The organism is Thioalkalivibrio sp. AKL17, assembly GCF_000377885.1.
In the GTDB taxonomy this organism is placed as follows: domain Bacteria; phylum Pseudomonadota; class Gammaproteobacteria; order Ectothiorhodospirales; family Ectothiorhodospiraceae; genus Thioalkalivibrio; species Thioalkalivibrio halophilus.
In genome coordinates, this window is the sequence record NZ_KB898771.1 from 1 (window position 1) to 15,870 (window position 15,870).

Here is a 15,870-nt window from a genome sequence, read left to right on the forward strand (position 1 = left end):
GGGGTCAAGCGGTCTGCGACGCAAGCTCTACATGGCAGCGATCGCCGCCGCGCATCACAACGCCGACGTTCGGGATCAATACCAGCGCCTGTTGCGGCGTGGGAAGGCGAAGATGGCCGCGATCGGCGCCGCAATGCGGAAGTTGCTCCACATCGCCTTCGGTGTGCTGAAGTCGCAGCAGCCGTACCAACCTCGCTGTAGCACCGGTTGCAACCAGTAAGCGAGACACGGTATCTACGGGTCGCACCCTGCCCGGCAGGAGGCCGGCCCTCCGGCCGATCGGCCCCGGCGGGACGGCGAGAACCCAATCGGCCAGGGGGCTGGCCTCCTACGGGTCGACCCCGGCCCCGGTGGGAGGCCGGCCCTCCGGCCGATTTGGGCCAGGGGTGTTGTCAGCCGGCGGCCTGGCCCAGCTTCTGGGTGCGGGCGACTTCGGCGACGTGGCGGCCCTGGGATTCGGCCATGCCGAGTTCGGCCTCGGTGGGCTGGCGGCTGCCGTCGCCGTCGGCCAGGGTGGTGGCGCCGTAGGGCGTCCCGCCGCTGATCTGGCCCATTTCCAGCAGGCGCTTTTCGGTGTACGGCAGGCCGACGATGGTCATGCCGAAGTGCATCAGGTTCACGATGGTGGAGATCAGGGTGGTCTCCTGGCCGCCGTGCTGGCTGGCGGTGGAGCTGAACACGCTGCCGATCTTGCCCACCAGGCGGTCGTTGAACCACAGCGAGCCGGTCTGATCCAGGAAGTTCGCCATCTGTGCGGCCATGCGGCCGTAGCGCGTGGGTGTGCCGATGATGATGGCGTCGTAGTCGGCCAGCTCCTCGGGACGGGCCACGGGGGCCGGCTGGTCGAGCCGGGCGCCGGCGTTGCGGGCGACATCCTCGGGCATCAGTTCGGGCACGCGCTTGATGGTGACCTCGGTGTCGGCGACGCCGCGGGCGCCCCGCGCCTCGGCTTCGGCCATCTGCTCGATGTGGCCCCAGGTGGAGTAGTACAGCACGAGTACTCGGGTGGTCATGGCGGGTCCTTTCTTGCGGGATATTTCCCCAAGGTTAGATCCTGACCAGCCGAATGAAAATCGCCATTTTGGCGATCGAATATTCGGTTTTTACGAATCGTTTTCGCCGGAGGCCGGGGCCAGCGGCTCGCCGGTGCCGGCGAGGGCCTCGACGGTTTCGATGGTTGCGGGACGGCCGTACAGAAAGCCCTGGAAGTGCCAGCAGCCCAGGTGCATCAGGAACGCGCGCTGGTCTTCGGTCTCCACGCCTTCGGCGATCACGTCCAGCCGGAGGGTGTGGGCGAGGTTGACCACCATCTCGGCGATGGCGGCGTCATTGGGATCGTCGAGGACGTCGCGCACGAAGGACTGGTCGATCTTGAGCTGGGATAGCGGCAGTTGCTTGAGATAGGCCAGCGACGAGTAGCCGGTGCCGAAGTCGTCCAGGGCGAAGCCGATGCCCAGCTCGCGCAGCTGCTGCATGTTGTCGATCGCGTGATCGATGTCTTCCAGCAGCATGCTCTCGGTGATCTCGAGCTTCAGCCGGGGGCCCGGCGCCCCGGTGGCCTCCAGCAGGCCGGCGAGTTCGGCGACGAACGTACCGTGGCGGAACTGGCGCGCGCTCACGTTCACCGACAGGGTCAGGTCGCGCAGGGCGGGGTCGTGTTTCCACTGCGCCAGGCGCCGGCAGGCCTCCTCCAGCACGCGCTGGCCGATGGGCACGATCAGCCCGGTCTGCTCCGCGACCGGGATGAACTCGCCGGGCGAGACCCAGCCGCGTTCCGGGTGCGCCCAGCGCAGCAGGAGTTCGGCCCCCACCGGGCGGTCGTCGCTGTTGACCTGCAGCTGGCAGTGGACCTCGAACTCGTCCCGGCGCAGGGCTTCCCGGAGCTCGGTCTCGAGCTGGAAGCGGGCTTCCACCGCGCGGTGCAGCTCGGGGTCGTAGAAGCGCACGGTGTTGCGCCCGGCGTTCTTGGCCCGGTACATCGCCAGGTCCGCCTGCTTGAGCACTTCCTGCACGCCGAGGTGGTCGCCGCTGAACAGGGTCGCGCCGATGCTGGGGCTCACGTGGCGGTCCTGGCCGCCGATCGGGAACGGCTCGCGCATCAGCTCGATCAGCTTGCGTCCCACCGCCTCGGCCTGGGTGGCAGCGCGATCCTGGTCGGCGTTGAGGTCGTTGAGCACGAGGACGAATTCGTCGCCACCCAGGCGTGCCAGCGTGTCGGCCTCGCGGGTGGTGGAGCGCAGGCGCGCGGCGACCTGCTGCAGCAGTTCGTCGCCCACCGCGTGGCCGAGGGTGTCGTTGATGTCCTTGAAGTTGTCGAGGTCGAGGAACAGCGCCGCGCCGTGCAGGCCGGTTCGGTGTGCATGGGCCAGCGACTGACGCAGACGGTCGTGCAGCAGCGTGCGGTTCGGCAGGTGGGTGAGGTTGTCGAAGAAGGCGAGGCGGCGCACTTCTTCTTCCGCCCGCTTGCGGTCACTGATGTCCATGATGGTGCCGAACAGGGCGATCACGCGGCCGCGTTCATCGCGCCGGGTGCTGGCGAACACGCTGACCCAGCGGGCATCGCCTTCCCGGGTGCGCAGGCGGATCTCTTCGGCAAAATCACGGTCCTGTTCGCCCTGCATCAGGGTGTGGCAGACCTGGTCGGCCTCGGCACGGTCCTCGGTGGCGACGAATTCGCACAGGCTGCGGCCGAGGCTCTCGTCCACGCTGAAGCCGGTCAGCTTCTCCCAGGCCGGGTTGAGCAGGGTCCAGCGGCCCTCGGCGTCGGTGCGGAAGATTACTTCCGAGATGTTGTTGACGACCTCCTCGTAGCGCGACTCGCTCTCGTGCAGGGCATCCGCCGCCTGGCGGTGGGCGGTGATGTTGAGGGTCAGGCCGCGCAGCACCGGGCGCCCCTGGTCGTCGGCAGCCCACGACTGGATGTCGCGCAGCCACATCCAGTAGCCGTCGCGGTGGCGGAAGCGGTAGTCCACCAGGCGGGGCTTTTCGGAAGGATCCCGGGAGGTATCCTTGACCCGCGACAGGTCTTCGGGATGGATGCGCCGCACGCGCAGCCCCGGGCGCGCGAGGCGCTCGACCGGATATCCCAGGAGATGGCGGGTGTCGCCGGCGATGAACTCCCAGTGGCCGGTCTGCGGATTGGCCTCCCACAGGAGGGCGTCGGCTCCGCCCAGCATGGATTCCAGGCGCGCAACGGAGCGGTTGAGACGGGTATTCTGCTGCTCGATCTCGCTCTGGGTGGTCTCCAGGTGTTCGGCGACGTTGTTGAACGTGCGGGCGAGATCGCCGAATTCGTCGCTGGAGGTGACCTTCAGGCGATATTCGAGATTGCCGCGTTGCAGGGCCTGGCCGCCCAGGTTGAGCAGCCGCAGCCGGCGGGTCACGATCAGCGCGAAGAGGGTCCCCGCGGCCATGGACAGGGCCAGCACGCCCAGGGCCAGGGCGATGTTGCGGTGCAGCAGGTCGGTGGCGAGGGCGTCGATGTCATCGGTGGAGTACTCGACGTGGATCGTCCCGAGGTGCTGCCCGGCCAGATCCACCGGGATGCCCATCTCCAGGGTTCCGGGTTGCTGGTGCAGGCCGTCGTGTTCGGGAAGGCTGGCGGGCACCGAACCCACCTCGGCCATGCGTCGGCCGTCCGCGTCTTCGACCACCGCGTAGCGCAGGGTTGTGTCCTGCTCCAGGTCGTCCAGCAGCTCCTGCAGCATGCCGGGGTCGGCGTAGGCCAGACCGGGCCCGACGGCCGAACTCAGCAGACGGCCCTGCTGGTCGGCGAAGCGTTCCAGCACCTCGGCCTGGTTGTCGCGGATGAGCGAGGTTCCGCTGGCCATCAGCACGATGACCATCACGGCCTGGATGGCGACCGTGCCGATCGCGACCTGCGCGGCGAAGTTCAGGCGCATGGGGTCAGGCGCGGGTCCGGGGCCGGTTGCAGGTGGAGAGAAGGGCGGTGGCCAAGGGAGTCAGCTCCGGTTGACGGAGTAATGGCCCGGGCCGGTGAGTGCCAGTGCCGCCGCGGCAAACAGGAACATGCCCTGCAGTTCCAGGACCCAGCCGCCGTGGGCGGTCAGGTCGGTCAGTTCGTGGGCATGGGCGAGGGCGATGGCGAACACCATGTTGATCGCGATCAGCACCGCGCCGATGCGCGCATACAGTCCCAGGATCACCAGGATCGGGGCCAGGACTTCACCGATGTAGACGCCCCAGGCGACGAACGCGGGCAAGCCCGCGCCCACCACCATGGACTCGATACCGCTGATTCCGCCGAGGATCTTGTCGACTCCGTGCAGCAGGATCATGACGCCCAGCGCGAGGCGCAGGACCAGTTTTCCGGTGTCGTCGAGCATGCTGTCCATGGTGTTCCCCCGTTGTGGTTCGAGTGGTGGCGGGTTCAGCGGTCCGTCGCGGCCGGTTCGCCGCTGTCCGGAAGGACAAAGCCCGGATCCGGCAGCGGCATTATGTCCGGGATGGCGTCCGTGTCGAACCTTGCAAAGCCCCGGTGGCCCATGCGGTTCAGGCGCTCGCGCCCTTCCGGCGTGTCGCTCAGGGCGGTCAGCTGTCCGGCCAGGTCAACGGTGGAAGGCAGGCGGTCCTCGCGCGCCAGGATGACCGCGCCCGGGAAGCGCGGCGTGCGCATCAGCATGCGCACCAGTTGGCCGTCCCGCAGGGAGATCAGGCGTTCCCGGTCCGGGTCACGCGTTTCAGGACGTGCGGAACCCGCCTCGTCATCCACCACCATGATCGCAGCATCCGCAAGGCCGCGCTGCAGCGCGTCCAGGGCGGTCTCGTGATGGGAATAATAGATGTACTCGGGCGGATTGTCCGCCAGTGGAAGATCCAGGAGATAACGCACGGCCACGGTGCCCATGCTCAGACGCGGCGGGGCGGCGATGGTTTGCCCGGCCAGGTCCTGTACCGAGTCGATCGGGGAATCGATCGGCGTCACGATCCGCGCGGAGAGGCGGTGGGTGGCCGCGACCAGCGGACGGTAGTCGCCGTGCGTGCGGGCGCGCCGGGCCAGGTGGGACCCGGTGAGCACCAGATCGTAACGGCCCGCGTCGGTGCGCCCGAGGAAGGTTTCGAAATTGCGTGCGGTCTCGATGCGCACTTCGCGGTCGAGGGTCTGCGCCAGCCAGTCCCGCAACGGTGCATAGCGCTGAAACAGGGTTTTGGGACTGGCGAACGGAAGGATGCCCAGGGTCACGGGATCGGCATCCGCCGCGGGGCCCTCCGCCGTCTGCGCGGCGGCGGGGAGTGCCGCGGCCATGGTCCCGAGGAGCAGGACCAGGGTCAGGATCAGGGGCAGGTTGGTGCGGCCTGGCATCGGGCCCTCCCGGGGCAAATCTGTCATCAGGGTAGCGTTTCTGGCGCTGCTTCGCTGCCCGCCGGCGAAAGGCGCCCGATGGCGTGACGGTTTGTTGACGGTATGGGCGCGGGTGGAACCGCGGGGTGCGCCCGAGGGTGTCGGAAGGTCGACGTTTATCGGGGCGACGCCCGTGCGCGAGGGGCCTGCGACGGGTGGCCCTGATATTGCTTGCGGATCCGGGGAGTCGGCATGGCCATGGCGCCGCGGGCGTTTCCCGGGCGCCGACACCCGGACAGGAGCAAGCATGACACAGTGGTTGAACGGACTGGCGAGCGCCCTGCTGGGGACGCTGGAGGCGCTGACGCCGATGACCGTGATCGGCGCGTTTTCCCTCGGCCTGCTGGTCCTCGCCGGTCTGGCGCTGGCGGGCATGGCGCTGGGGCGGATGACGCGGCTGCAGGCGGCGGCCCCGGCACTGCTGACCACGCTGGGGATCCTCGGGACCTTCCTCGGGGTGGCGATCGGGTTGCTGGACTTCGATGCGGCGCGGGTCGAGGCCTCGGTGCCGGCGCTGCTGGAAGGGCTGAAGCTGGCGTTCGTTACCAGCATCGTTGGCATTGCACTGGCGGCCCTGTTGCGCCTGCTGCAGGTGCTGCGGCCCGAGCCCGCCGCCGCGGATGATCCGGACGCGGCCGGGGGCGCGGGCGCCGCGGGCGGCAACGGGTTGCCGCAGGATCCGGCCCTGGTGCCGGATCTGCTGCGCGAACAGCGTGATGCGATGCAGGCGGTGGCGCAGCGGCTGGAGGCCATGGATCGCGGCCTGGAGGAGCGTCAGCAGCGCCAGCATCGCGAGACCCTGGAGGCCCTGGACGGGCTGGCGGAGCGCATGAGCGAGATGAGCAGCGGCCATCTGGTGGCGGCGCTGGAGCAGGTGATCCGCGACTTCAACACGCGCCTGGGCGAGCAGTTCGGCGAGAACTTCCGCCGGCTCGATGCATCGGTGGGCCGCCTGCTGGAGTGGCAGGGGCAGTACCGCGACCAGATGGAGGAACTGCGGCGGGCGTTCGATCAGGCGCGCGAGGGCATGGAGCACTCCGGCGCCAGTCTGGAGAAGCTGACCGATCAGGCCTTCCGCATCACGCGGCACGTGGAGGATCAGGATGCGACGCTGTCCAGCCTGCGCCGCGAGACGGTGGAGCTGGAGGCCCTGCTGGGATCCATCGCGGCGCTGCGGGATCGTGCGACCGAGGCCTTCCCGGCGATGGACGCGCGTCTGGAGGGCATGCTGGAGAGCCTGGAGAACGCGATTGAGGCGGGACAGGCCGCGCAGGCGCGCTGGTCCGCGACCGAAGGGCGCAGCATGGCGGCTGCCGGGGGGCGCTCGTGATCCTGCGGCGGCTGTTTGCGCGGCGGGCGCGGGCTGCGGGGGAAACGCCTTCCGAGCAGGGTTCGCAATGGCTGGCGGTGGCCGACCTGATGGCCGCGCTGATGATGATCTTCCTGTTTATTGCGGTGCTGCACATGGTGCAGGTGGAGCGCTCGCAGGCGGCCCACGAGGAAACCCGCAGCGAGGCGCTGGCGCTGCGCGATGCGATCCACGCCGCGTTGCTGGACGAATTCGAGGAGGATCTGGAGCGCTGGAACGCGGAGCTGGACCGCGAGGATCTGACGCTCAGCTTCCGCGAGCCGGAGGTGCTGTTCGAGCAGAGTTCCGCGGCGATACGGCCGCGCTTCGAGGCCATCCTGGAGGATTTCATGCCGCGCTATGCCGAGCGCCTGCGGCCGTTCGCCGGGGTCATCCGCGAGGTGCGCATCGAGGGCCATACGTCCAGCGAATGGGCCGGGGCGGAGGACGCGCGCGAGGCCTATTTCGCCAACATGGACCTGAGTCAGCGGCGCACGCGTTCGGTGCTGGAATACGCCTGGGGTCTGGAGCGCGTGCGCGGCGAGGACTGGTTCCGCGAGCGCGTCGCGGCGGTCGGGATGTCATCCTCGCGCCGAGTGCTGGATGAGCGCGGACGCGAGGATCGCGAGGCATCAAGGCGGGTGGAATTCAGTGTGCTGACGGATTTCGAGTCGCGCCTGCTGGGCGAGGCGGGCGAGCCGGGCGCCGCGGAGGCGGGGGTCATGCCGGTCCCGCGTCCGCTGCATTCGGACTCCCATTCGGGCCCGCATTCGAACTCGGGGGCTCCGACTCCCGGATAGCTTCCAGCAGGGCCGCGCGCAGGCGTTCGCGTTCGGCTGCGGTGAGCGGCCGGCGGTCGCTGCCGGTGAGGGTGAAGCTGTCCTCGACCTGTTCCCCGGCGGTGGCGATGCGCGCGGTGCGGATGTCGGTGTCGTGCTCGGCCAGCACATGGCCGACGGTGGACAGCAGGCCGGGGCGGTCCAGCGCGCGGATGCGCATGCGCGTGGCACCGCCCGGCGAACCTTCCTCGAATTCCACCCGGGTGTCGACGTCGAAATGCTTCAGCCGCCGCGGGAGCTGGCGCTGCACCGGGGCCGCGCCGACGGCGCCATCGCGCAGCGCCCGGTTGAGGGTCGCGCAGATTTCCTGGGTGCGGTAGCCGGATTCGACGGTCTGGCCGGCGTTCTCCAGCACCAGAAAGGTGTCCAGGCTGTGACCGTCGGCGGTACTGATGATGCGGGCGTCGACGATGTCCAGACCGAGCTGGGCGAGGGCGGCGGTGGTCCGCGCGAACAGGCGCGGGTGATCCTCGGCATAGACGAAGACCTCGGTGCTGCCGCGCGAGGTGCGCGGGCGGACCAGCACCAGGGGCAGGTCCTCGAGGTCGTTGTTCAGCAGGGCCTGGGTGTGCCAGGCGATCTCGTCGGGCGAATGGCGCAGGAAGTATTCGTCGTCCAGGCGGCCCCACAGCACGGCGGCATCTTCCCCGCCAATGCCCTGCGGCGCCAGCAGTTCCAGGGTCTCGCGGCGGGTCTGGCGGATCTGTTCCTCCATGTCCGGCGGCCGGTCGAGCCCGCGGTCGAGGACGTTGCGGGTGGCGTGGTACAGCGTCTGCAGCAGGGAGTCCTTCCAGCTGTTCCACATCTCCGGGTTGGTTCCGCGGATGTCGGCGATGGTCAGCAGATAGAGGAAGTCGAGGCGCTCCGGCGAGCGTACCTCGCGGGCGAATTCCATCACCACGTCGGGGTCGGAGATGTCGCGGCGCTGGGCGGTCAGGGACATCAGAAGGTGCGAACGCACCAGCCAGGCGACCAGCGCGGCGTCCGCGTCCGACAGCCCGTGCTGCTGGCAGAAGTGCAGTGCGTCCTGTGCGCCCAGCTCCGAGTGATCGCCGCCGCGGCCCTTGGCGATGTCGTGGAACAGCGCGGCCAGCACCAGGCGTTCGGGGCGTTCCAGGCCGGCGTGGATCTCGCTGGCCAGCGGGTGTTCATGGGCGAATTCGGGCAGGGCGAGACGGCGCGCATTGCGCACCACGTGCAGGGTGTGTTCGTCGACCGTGTAGACGTGGAACAGGTCGTACTGCATGCGCCCGATGATTCGACCGAAGGCGGGCAGATAATTGCCCAGCACGCCGTAGCGGTTCATGCGCCGGAGCTGGCTGGTGATGCCGCGCGGGGCGCGCAGGATCGCCATGAACAGGTCCCGGTTGAGGCGGTTGCGGCGAAAGTGGCCGTCGATCAGGTGCCGGTGAGCGCGGATGAGGCGCACCGTGGAGGCGCGGATGCCCTGGATCTCCGGGTGCTGCTGGAGGATACGGAAGACTTCCAGCAGGGCCGGCGGGTAGATCATGAAGACCTGGTCGTGGGCGACTTCCAGATAGCCGCCGCGGACCTGAAAGCGGGGATGGATGCGTTCGGGCTGCTGGAGCTGCTCCGGGTCATCCAGGATCGCCTCGTTGAAATGCTGCAGCAGCAGTTCGTTCAGGCGCTCCAGGTCGTTGATCGTGCGGAAGTAGCGCTGCATGAACTGCTCGACCGCCCGGTTGTGGTTCTGGTCGACGAAGCCGAAGGTGCTGGCGAGCTGACGCTGCAGGTCGAACAGCAGGCGGTCCTCGCGCCGGCCGGTGAGCATGTGCAGGGCAAAGCGCACCCGCCAGAGGAAGTTCTGTCCCTCCACCATTTCCTGGAACTCGCCCTCGCGCAGAAAGCCGAGCGAGACCAGCTCCTCGATCCGTTCCGCGCCGAAGTGGCGCTTGGTCACCCAGCCGATCATCTGGATGTCGCGCAGTCCGCCGGGGCCTTCCTTGACGTTGGGTTCCAGACGATAGGCGGTTTCGCCGAAGCGACGATGGCGGGCCTGCTGCTCCGCCAGCTTGGCGGCATAGAAGCTGCGTGAATCCCATACGCGATCGGCCTCGATCGTGGCGCGAAAGTCGTTGAAAAGGGCCAGGCTGCCGCTCACGTAGCGCGACTCGATCAGGTTGGTAACCACCGTGATGTCGTCGCGGGCCTCGCGGGTGCAGTCCTCGATGCTGCGTACGCTGTGGCCGACCTCGATGCCGATGTCCCAGAGGAAGGTGACGAACTCGCCGATGCGTTCGGAGCGCGTGGCGTCGTGTTCGCCCGTCACCAGGATCTGGATGTCGATGTCGGAGGCCGGATGCAGTTCGCCCCGGCCGTAGCCGCCGACCGCCACCAGACACAGGTTCGGGTCGGCGGCGAGGCCGAACTGGGCCCAGATCAGGCGCAGGAGGTCGTCGATCCGGCGGGCGTGGCCGAAGATCAGATCCTCGATCGCCACCCCGTCATGGAAGCCCCGGTACTGCTGTTCCACGATCCCCCGGCGATATTCGCGGAACCGCGCGATGTCACCGGGGTGGCGGCTGAGCTCCTGGTAGTCCGCGCTGCTGTCGCTCAGGGCAGGTTCCGTGTTGGCCATGCGCGCCTCCGGGGCGGTGTCGGGACGGATGTCAGGCCGCCGCTTCCTGCGGCGGGGTCTCATCCTTGCGCAGGGTCAGGATCTCGTAGCCGTCGTCGGTCACCAGCAGGGTGTGCTCCCACTGGGCCGAGGGGCTGCGGTCCTTGGTGACCGCGGTCCAGCCGTCGGCCAGCACTTTGGTGTGGCGCTTGCCCGCGTTGACCATGGGTTCGATGGTGAAGCACATGCCGGCTTCCAGCACCATGCCGGTACCGGGCTTGCCGTAGTGCAGCACCTGCGGGTCCTCGTGGAAGCCGCGTCCGATGCCGTGGCCGCAGAACTCGCGCACCACCGAGCAGCGCTGCTTTTCGGCGTAGGTCTGGATGGCGTGGCCGATGTCGCCCAGGGTCGCGCCGGGGCGCACCTGCTGGATGCCCAGGTACATCCCGGTGCGGGCGACGTCGATCACCCGCTGCGCCTGGATGCTCGGCTTGCCGACCGTGAACATGCGGCTGGTGTCGCCGTGGAACCCGTCCTTGATCACCGTGACGTCGATGTTGACGATGTCGCCGTTCTTGAGTGTGCGATCCCCGGGGATCCCGTGGCAGACCACGTGGTTGACCGAGGTGCACACGGACTTGGGGAACCCCCGGTAATTCAGTGGCGCGGGGGTCGCCTCCTGGTCGTTGACGATATAGTCATGGCAGATCCGGTCGAGCTCGCCGGTGGTGACGCCGGGGGCGACATGGGGCTCGATCATCTCCAGCACTTCGGCGGCCAGACGGCCCGCCACGCGCATGTACTCGATTTCTTCCGGGGTCTTGATGGTGACGGACATGGGGTCTCCGGACGCGGCATGACGGGCCGCGCGTGCTTGGTTCGAATAAGCGTTCTATGCTATAAAGCGCGCGCTTCGCTGGCAATTCAGCGGAGACTCGCAACCTTAATCCACACACGTATCGACACGGTCTGTCGGGTGCTGGTTCGCACAAGCGGATCGGTTTCAGGCCGGGATGCGTGGAGGCCCAACCCGTACAACAGGAGAACACTCATGTCCCTCGTGACCATGCGTCAGATGCTGGAGGCCGGCGTCCACTTCGGCCACCAGACCCGTTACTGGCATCCCAAGATGGCGCCGTACATCTTTGGCGAGCGCAACAAGATTCACATCATCAACCTGGAGAAGACCCTGCCGATGTTCAACGACGCGTTGAACTTTCTTGGCAAGGTTGCGGCCGATGGTGGCCAGATCCTGTTCGTCGGTACCAAGCGCTCCGCCCGCGATGTGGTCGCCGAAGAAGCCCGCCGCGCCGGCATGCCGCACGTGACCCACCGCTGGCTGGGCGGGATGCTGACCAACTTCAGCACCGTGAAGCAGTCGATCAAGCGTCTCAAGGATCTCGAGACCATGGACACCGACGGCTCCTTCGACGTGCTGAACAAGCGCGAGGCGCTGTCCCGCCGCCGCGAGAAGGACAAGCTGGACCGCGGTCTGGGCGGCATCAAGGACATGAACCGCATGCCGGATGCCATGTTCGTGATCGACGTCGGCTACGAGCGCATCGCGGTCAACGAGGCGAAGAAGCGTGGTATCCCGGTGGTCGCCGTGGTCGATTCGAACAACCCGCCGGACGGCGTGGACTACGTGATCCCGGGCAACGATGACGCGATGCGCGCGATCCAGCTGTACGTTGCCGCGATCGCCGACACCATCGTCGAGGCCAAGGGCACGATGACCACTGCCGCCGGCGAAGAGGCGTTCGGCCAGGCCGAAACGGCCGAAGGTTCCGAGGCTTCGGCCGCCGACCAGGCTTGATGAAACCGGCCGGCCGCGATCCGCGCGGCCGGCTCCGCAAGAATCCTTCAGGAGTTGATTCCGATGGCAATCAGTGCTGCCCAGGTTAAGGAACTGCGCGAACGTACCGGCGCAGGCATGATGGAATGCAAGAAGGCCCTCACCGAGGTGGACGGTGATCTCGAGGCCGCCGTGGAAGCCATGCGCAAGTCGGGCATGGCCAAGGCCGACAAGAAGGCCGACCGCGTGGCGGCCGAAGGTCGCGTGGAGATCGTCAGCGAGGGCAACCGCGCGGTGATCGTGGAGGTCAACTGCGAGACCGACTTCGTCGGCAACGACGACAACTTCCGTGCGTTCGCCACGCGCTGCGCGCAGACCGCGCTGAACACCGAGGCCACCGACGTGGATGGCCTGATGAACGAAGAAGTCGAGGGCGAGAAGCTGGAAGAGCATCGCACCCAGCTGGTGGCCAAGGTCGGCGAGAACGTGCAGGTTCGCCGTTTCGAGCGCCTCAACGCCGAGGGTTCGCTGGGCGCCTACCAGCATGGCGCGCGCATCGGCGTGCTGGTGGCCCTGGACAAGGCCGACGACGAGCTGGCGAAGCACATCGCCATGCACATCGCGGCCCAGCAGCCGGTGTGCGTGGACGAGGACGAAGTCCCGACCGAGATGCTCGACAAGGAACGCGCGATGTTCAAGGCCCAGGCCGAGGAATCCGGCAAGCCGGAGAACATCATCGAGAAGATGATCGAAGGGCGCATCCGCAAGTACCTCGGCGAGATCACCCTGGTGGGTCAGGCGTTCGTGATGAACCCGGACCAGACCGTGGGCGACCTGCTCAAGGAGAAGGGCGCAAAGGTCACCGGCTTCGTGCGCTACGAAGTGGGCGAAGGTATCGAGAAGAAGAGCGAGAACTTCGCCGAGGAAGTCATGGCGCAGGCCCGCGGGGCCTGAGCCGGCCGGGCCGGATCCTGCGGGGTCCGGCCTGCCCGTAACAAGCAGCATTTCAGGATTAAGACCACTCCGACCCCGTCAGCCAGCCCGAGAAAAGGAACCCGATGAGCCAGGACACGCAGCCCGCCTACCGACGCATCCTGCTGAAGCTGAGCGGGGAGGCCCTGCTGGGGGAACATCATTACGGTGTCGATCCGGCGGTGCTGTCGCAGGTGGCCGAAGAGGTCTGCGAACTCTCGCGGCGCGGGGTCGAGGTGGGTATCGTCATCGGGGGCGGCAATATCTTTCGTGGCGCCGGGCTGGCCGAAGGCGGCGTGGACCGCGTGACCGGCGACCACATGGGCATGCTGGCCACGGTGATCAATGCCCTGGCCCTTCAGGACGCGATCGAGCGGGCCGGGCGCTTCTGCCGGGTGATGTCGGCCATCCGCATCAACCAGGTCTGCGAGGATTACATCCGCCGGCGCGCGGTGCGGCACCTTGAAAAGGGCCGGGTGGTGGTGTTTGCCGCCGGCACCGGGAACCCGTTCTTCACCACCGATTCCGCGGCCAGTCTGCGGGCGATCGAGATCAATGCCGATCTGATGATCAAGGCCACCAAGGTGGACGGAGTGTACGATGCGGATCCGTTCACACAGACGGACGCACGGCGTTTCGACAGGCTCACCTACGACGATGCGCTGGAGCGGCGTCTGGGGGTGATGGACACTACCGCGCTGGTGATGTGCCGCGACAACGAGCTGCCGATACGAGTCATGAACATGTTTGCGAAGGGGGACCTGCAGCGCCTGGTGATGGGCGAGTCGGTGGGAACCCTGGTCGAGGGGTCCAGGCAATGACAGATGCGACGATCAAGGATGCGCGCGAGCGCATGGACAAGACGCTGGAATCTCTGCGCTCGGAGCTGGGCAAGATCCGCACCGGGCGCGCGCACCCCAGCCTTCTGGATCACGTGCACGTGGAGTATTACGGCACCGAGGTGCCGATCAACCAGGTGGCCAACGTGAATGCCGAGGATGCCCGCACGCTGGCGGTGCAGCCCTACGAGAAGGACATGATCGGCAAGATCGAAAAGGCGATCATGACTTCCGATCTGGGGCTCAACCCGTCGTCCCAGGGGATGGTGATCCGCGTGCCGCTGCCGGCGCTGACCGAGGAACGGCGGCGCGAGCTGGTCAAGGTGGTCAAGTCCGAGGCGGAGGGCGCCCGCGTCGCGGTGCGCAACATCCGGCGAGACGCCAACAATACCTTCAAGCAGCAGGTGAAGGACAAGGACATCTCCGAGGACGACGAAAAGCGCGCTCAGGACGAGATCCAGAAGCTGACGGATGATCACATCGCGCGCATCGACAAGATGCTCGCCGACAAGGAAAACGAGCTGATGGAGGTCTGACGGCCTCCGATCATGCCGGATCCGCACCCGAACATGGCCGCCGATGCCGAGCTGCCCGCCCATGTGGCGGTGATCATGGACGGTAATGGCCGCTGGGCCGAGGCGCGGGGTGAGCCGCGGGCTGCCGGGCACCGCGAAGGTCTCGGCGCCACGCGCGAGGCCGTGCGTTATTTTGGTGAACAGGGGATCACCGCGCTGACCCTGTTTGCCTTCAGCAGCGAGAACTGGCGCCGCCCGCGGGAAGAAGTGGAGGCCCTGTTCGAGCTTTTTGTCTCCGCCATCGAGGGCGAACTCCCGGAACTGCTGGAGCGCGGCGTGAAACTGCGCTTCATCGGCGAGCGCGCGCGTTTCCCCGAGGAGCTGCAGCAACGCATGCAGGAAGCCGAGCGCCGGACCGCTGATAACCGGGGGCTGGAACTGGTGATCGCGCTGGGTTACGGCGGGCGCTGGGACATGCAGCAGGCGGCGCTGCGCTGGGCGCGCGAGCAGGGTGACGGCGCGCGCAGTGACGACGAGGCCGGTCTGGAACGCTACCTCAGTACCGCGGGCCTGCCCGACGTGGATCTGCTGATCCGGACCGGCGGCGAGCGGCGGATCAGCAACTTTCTGCTATGGCAGGCGGCGTACGCCGAACTGCTTTTTGTCGATACCCTGTGGCCGGAAATGGCTCGGGATGACTTTTCCGCCGCGCTCGAGTGGTACGCCGGACGTCAGCGTCGGTTCGGCGGTGTTCCCGCCGCGCAGGGCGAGGCCGAGGCGGATGCTTAAACAGCGAGTGATTACGGCCAGTGCCCTGGGATTGCCGGCACTGGCGCTGATTGCCTGGGGCCCGGCGTGGGCGGTGCTGATCCTGGTCGCCGCGACCCTGGGCCTGGCGGCCTGGGAATGGGGCGTTCTGGCACAGCTCCGGGGGGGCGCAATGCTGGTTCCCTGGACCGCCCTGGTGATGGCCGGGATCGCACTGCCGACGCTGGCCGGCAGTGCGCACCTGGAGCTGACGGGAGTGATCCTCGGGGTGGCGCTGTGGGCGGCAGCGGCCTTTGCACTGCCGTTCTATCACGCGGATACCGCGTCGGAGTCGCTCTGGCGCCCCTTGCTGCGCGTCAGTGGCCTGTTGATGGTCATGGCGGCAGGGGTCGCCATTCTCGCACTGCACCGAATCGAGCCGCTGCTGGTGGTCTATCTGATCGTGATGATCGGGCTGGCGGATACCGGGGCCTATTTCGCGGGTCGGCGCTTCGGACGTACTGCGATGGCGCCCGAGATCAGTCCCGGGAAGACCCGCGAGGGCCTGATGGGGGGCATGGGCCTGGTATTCGTGTTCGCGGTGATCGTGGCCGTGGCCGCCGACCTGGATCCGATGGAGGCCCTCCCGTTCGTGCTGCTGTCCATGGTGACGGGGCTGATCTCCGTGGTGGGCGATCTGTTCGAAAGCATTCTCAAGCGCCGGGCCGGGGCCAAGGACAGCGGTTCCTTGCTGCCGGGGCACGGCGGTATTCTGGATCGCGTGGACAGCCATCTTGCGGCCGCGCCAGTGCTGGCGGGCGGGTTGTACTGGCTGCAGCTGTGGCCGGTGCCCGCCACCTGAACGTGCCAGGGCA

The 15,870-nt window shown here is 67.6% G+C and carries 14 protein-coding genes and 1 pseudogene; 9 read left to right on the top strand and 6 right to left on the bottom strand.

The genetic code is table 11. The annotated features are described in order from the left end of the window. A pseudogene (locus D577_RS0112385) lies at positions 1-220 on the top strand (IS110 family transposase); the annotation flags it as partial. A gap of 172 nt (positions 221-392) precedes the next feature. Here the strand turns inward: D577_RS0112385 and wrbA are convergent. From wrbA to D577_RS0112405, 4 genes are all read right to left on the bottom strand, one after another. Further along, positions 393-1,013, bottom strand: coding sequence for an NAD(P)H:quinone oxidoreductase (gene wrbA, locus D577_RS0112390; RefSeq protein WP_018947787.1), 621 nt, complete (start codon positions 1,011-1,013; stop codon positions 393-395). Between the two features lie 90 nt (positions 1,014-1,103). Next, positions 1,104-3,902 (bottom strand): EAL domain-containing protein, encoded by a 2,799-nt coding sequence (locus D577_RS0112395; protein ID WP_018947788.1) that lies wholly within the window; start codon positions 3,900-3,902, stop codon positions 1,104-1,106. 60 nt (positions 3,903-3,962) lie between these two features. Then, complete coding sequence (locus D577_RS0112400; protein ID WP_018947789.1) at positions 3,963-4,355, bottom strand: DoxX family protein; 393 nt, start codon at positions 4,353-4,355, stop codon at positions 3,963-3,965. Positions 4,356-4,390: 35 nt separating this feature from the next. Beyond that, positions 4,391-5,323 (bottom strand): phosphate/phosphite/phosphonate ABC transporter substrate-binding protein, encoded by a 933-nt coding sequence (locus tag D577_RS0112405; protein ID WP_018947790.1) that lies wholly within the window; start codon positions 5,321-5,323, stop codon positions 4,391-4,393. A gap of 286 nt (positions 5,324-5,609) precedes the next feature. Between D577_RS0112405 and D577_RS0112410 the strand changes: the two genes are divergently transcribed. Together D577_RS0112410 and D577_RS0112415 are read left to right on the top strand one after the other, a co-directional pair. Next, entirely contained in the window at positions 5,610-6,692 is a 1,083-nt protein-coding gene (locus D577_RS0112410; protein WP_018947791.1) for a hypothetical protein, read from the top strand. Continuing rightward, positions 6,689-7,510 (top strand): OmpA family protein, encoded by an 822-nt coding sequence (locus D577_RS0112415; protein ID WP_018947792.1) that lies wholly within the window; start codon positions 6,689-6,691, stop codon positions 7,508-7,510. Before D577_RS0112410 ends, D577_RS0112415 begins: the two co-directional genes overlap by 4 nt. Here D577_RS0112415 and glnD read toward each other — a convergent pair. Both glnD and map read right to left on the bottom strand, forming a co-directional pair. Continuing rightward, positions 7,431-10,148: a [protein-PII] uridylyltransferase gene (gene glnD / locus D577_RS0112420; RefSeq protein ID WP_018947793.1), complete on the bottom strand. Its 2,718-nt coding sequence runs from the start codon at positions 10,146-10,148 to the stop codon at positions 7,431-7,433. The genes D577_RS0112415 and glnD overlap by 80 nt on opposite strands. A 31-nt stretch (positions 10,149-10,179) precedes the next feature. Continuing rightward, entirely contained in the window at positions 10,180-10,965 is a 786-nt protein-coding gene (map, locus tag D577_RS0112425; RefSeq protein ID WP_018947794.1) for a type I methionyl aminopeptidase, read from the bottom strand. Between the two features lie 213 nt (positions 10,966-11,178). Between map and rpsB the strand changes: the two genes are divergently transcribed. The 6 genes from rpsB (at position 11,179) to D577_RS0112455 (ending at position 15,857) form a co-directional block, all read left to right on the top strand. Next, positions 11,179-11,943, top strand: a complete 765-nt coding sequence (gene rpsB, locus D577_RS0112430) for a 30S ribosomal protein S2 (RefSeq protein WP_018947795.1) — start codon at positions 11,179-11,181, stop codon at positions 11,941-11,943. Between the two features lie 63 nt (positions 11,944-12,006). Next, a complete protein-coding gene (tsf, locus tag D577_RS0112435) occupies positions 12,007-12,876 on the top strand; it encodes a translation elongation factor Ts (RefSeq protein WP_018947796.1) in 870 nt (289 codons plus the stop codon). A 104-nt stretch (positions 12,877-12,980) separates the two neighbouring features. Continuing rightward, positions 12,981-13,715: a UMP kinase gene (pyrH, locus tag D577_RS0112440; protein WP_018947797.1), complete on the top strand. Its 735-nt coding sequence runs from the start codon at positions 12,981-12,983 to the stop codon at positions 13,713-13,715. After that, positions 13,712-14,269, top strand: a complete 558-nt coding sequence (frr, locus tag D577_RS0112445) for a ribosome recycling factor (RefSeq protein WP_018947798.1) — start codon at positions 13,712-13,714, stop codon at positions 14,267-14,269. Before pyrH ends, frr begins: the two co-directional genes overlap by 4 nt. Before the next feature lie 12 nt (positions 14,270-14,281). After that, entirely contained in the window at positions 14,282-15,037 is a 756-nt protein-coding gene (gene uppS, locus D577_RS0112450) for a polyprenyl diphosphate synthase (protein WP_018947799.1), read from the top strand. After that, on the top strand, positions 15,030-15,857 hold the full coding sequence (locus D577_RS0112455; RefSeq protein WP_026289062.1) for a phosphatidate cytidylyltransferase: 828 nt from the start codon (positions 15,030-15,032) through the stop codon (positions 15,855-15,857). The genes uppS and D577_RS0112455 overlap by 8 nt, the downstream gene beginning before the upstream one ends. The last annotated feature ends 13 nt before the right edge of the window (positions 15,858-15,870 follow it).

Coding starts and splice junctions, on each gene's coding strand:
- frr (WP_018947798.1), top strand. CDS start 13,712: ATGACAGATGCGACGATCAAGGATGCGCGCGAGCGCATGGACAAGACG.
- D577_RS0112410 (WP_018947791.1), top strand. CDS start 5,610: ATGACACAGTGGTTGAACGGACTGGCGAGCGCCCTGCTGGGGACGCTG.
- D577_RS0112400 (WP_018947789.1), bottom strand. CDS start 4,355: ATGGACAGCATGCTCGACGACACCGGAAAACTGGTCCTGCGCCTCGCG.
- D577_RS0112455 (WP_026289062.1), top strand. CDS start 15,030: ATGCTTAAACAGCGAGTGATTACGGCCAGTGCCCTGGGATTGCCGGCA.
- glnD (WP_018947793.1), bottom strand. CDS start 10,148: ATGGCCAACACGGAACCTGCCCTGAGCGACAGCAGCGCGGACTACCAG.
- uppS (WP_018947799.1), top strand. CDS start 14,282: ATGCCGGATCCGCACCCGAACATGGCCGCCGATGCCGAGCTGCCCGCC.
- tsf (WP_018947796.1), top strand. CDS start 12,007: ATGGCAATCAGTGCTGCCCAGGTTAAGGAACTGCGCGAACGTACCGGC.
- pyrH (WP_018947797.1), top strand. CDS start 12,981: ATGAGCCAGGACACGCAGCCCGCCTACCGACGCATCCTGCTGAAGCTG.
- rpsB (WP_018947795.1), top strand. CDS start 11,179: ATGTCCCTCGTGACCATGCGTCAGATGCTGGAGGCCGGCGTCCACTTC.
- D577_RS0112405 (WP_018947790.1), bottom strand. CDS start 5,323: ATGCCAGGCCGCACCAACCTGCCCCTGATCCTGACCCTGGTCCTGCTC.
- D577_RS0112395 (WP_018947788.1), bottom strand. CDS start 3,902: ATGCGCCTGAACTTCGCCGCGCAGGTCGCGATCGGCACGGTCGCCATC.
- map (WP_018947794.1), bottom strand. CDS start 10,965: ATGTCCGTCACCATCAAGACCCCGGAAGAAATCGAGTACATGCGCGTG.
- wrbA (WP_018947787.1), bottom strand. CDS start 1,013: ATGACCACCCGAGTACTCGTGCTGTACTACTCCACCTGGGGCCACATC.